1 protein-coding gene is annotated in these 1,563 nt (G+C 34.9%); it reads right to left on the reverse strand.

From position 1 onward, the window contains the following. Positions 1-115 precede the first annotated feature (115 nt). Positions 116-1,438, reverse strand: coding sequence for an ATP-binding protein (locus ATH1_RS0115405; RefSeq protein WP_010423669.1), 1,323 nt, complete (start codon positions 1,436-1,438; stop codon positions 116-118). Between the last annotated feature and the right edge of the window lie 125 nt (positions 1,439-1,563).

Below are 1,563 nucleotides of genomic sequence, written 5' to 3' on the forward strand. Positions count from 1 at the left end.
GGGAAAATTTTTTTACTTTTACAATACGTAGGAGGCCGAAGGCTTACGCCGTTTCGTTGTTTCTTTCTTCGTTATTTTTCCTTTTTAATCTTTTCTCATGGTGCAATTGGTGCAATTAATGGTGCAATTCGTAAAAGGAACCAGCACCTTTTATGCTAGATGCTTTTAACAATCCTTTATCTACCAAATCTGATAAATCTCTACTTGCTGTATTTCGCGAAACTTTAAAAATGGTTTGGTAATCACTATTCGTTATTTTCCCTTTATTCTTGAGATGTTCAATAGCATTTATTTGTCTTTCATTTAAACCTAAAGTTTTTAAATATTCGGGATTCAGATTTTCTTTTCTAAATTCCACCCAAAATCCTGACATATCGTAAAAATAGATTGGTTTTGGAATGCCAAAATTGACGCATTCATTAATCATTTTAATTGTTCCACGGCCCCAAGACTCGATATATCCACTTCTAAAAAGAGCGTTTGCAATGTCTGGATTAAAAGGTTTTGATGGGTGTTTCGTTAACAGCTTTTCAATAGTCCAGTTGTCTGGTAGTTTTCCCTCATTCCAGAAAACGATTTTATCTTGGTAGACGCTAATTTGAATTGGAACACCTTCTGAGTAATCTTTATGTGATACAGCATTTAGAAGAGCTTCGCGTACTGCGTCTTTTGGATATTCATATTTCTCAACCCGATTTAATCCTTCATAACTGATTGACGAATTGATATATTTGGAGAAGAGCAAATCCATAGTCTTTTCAACTTGCTCAAAAATATTTCCGTGAACTTCATCCTGGAACTTTAAATTTTCATCGGACAAAAAGTACCCAATCTTAATGTATGCTCCAGTAACAAATTTTTCCGGATTTGGGTGAAAAAGAAGAATTGCAGCTCTTTTTATATAATCATTTTCCTTTAGCTGCAAGTTTTCAATTAAATGGTCATTCGTATCTGAAAGAACTTCTTCATCAAGTCGTTGGGCTTTTACTGCTTTTTTACGGAAAAAGTCAAAAGTATCTGATTTTAAGTCTTGAGTTGTAATATTGGGAATTGGTACACCGTCCCAGCGCTTTCCCTTTTTTTGAAGCATAAACTTGTCAAGTGCAGCTCCTTTTAATTCCTGTTTAGTGCTGCCACTTCGGTAATGATATTGTCCTTTGTAATTTACAGGGTAAGGATATGCTTCTATGATAATTTCAATAAAACTTCCATTTGGGCTTTCATGTAAGTTTACATCAACGATAATTCCTAAGATGTCTCTTACTTTATTGGGAATGTCTTCAAGTAGCTTTTTAGGATTCTTTACTCCAACAATATTGCCTTTGTCATTTTTGCCAATAATGATTTTTCCGCCGTCTGCATTTGCAAAGCCACAAATCCATTTTAAATATTCATCTCTCCAAGATTCTTTCCATTCGATATTTTGATTCTCCGGCATATTAATTTTTTTGTTTTAGCTTTTCAAATATAGCTAAAATGGATGTTCTTGGTGTCGGTTTTCCTTACAATGAACGGCAACGTCCCGGCTATATGCGCCTGGGCGTGGTTTCAGACCAGCTATGG

Origin of the sequence: Anaerophaga thermohalophila DSM 12881 (assembly GCF_000191885.1) — a bacterium.
In the GTDB taxonomy this organism is placed as follows: Bacteria; Bacteroidota; Bacteroidia; order Bacteroidales; family Marinilabiliaceae; genus Anaerophaga; species Anaerophaga thermohalophila.

What these genes read in the sequence shown, in the direction of transcription:
- ATH1_RS0115405 (WP_010423669.1), bottom strand. Translation starts at nt 1,438, where the DNA reads ATGCCGGAGAATCAAAATATCGAATGGAAAGAATCTTGGAGAGATGAA.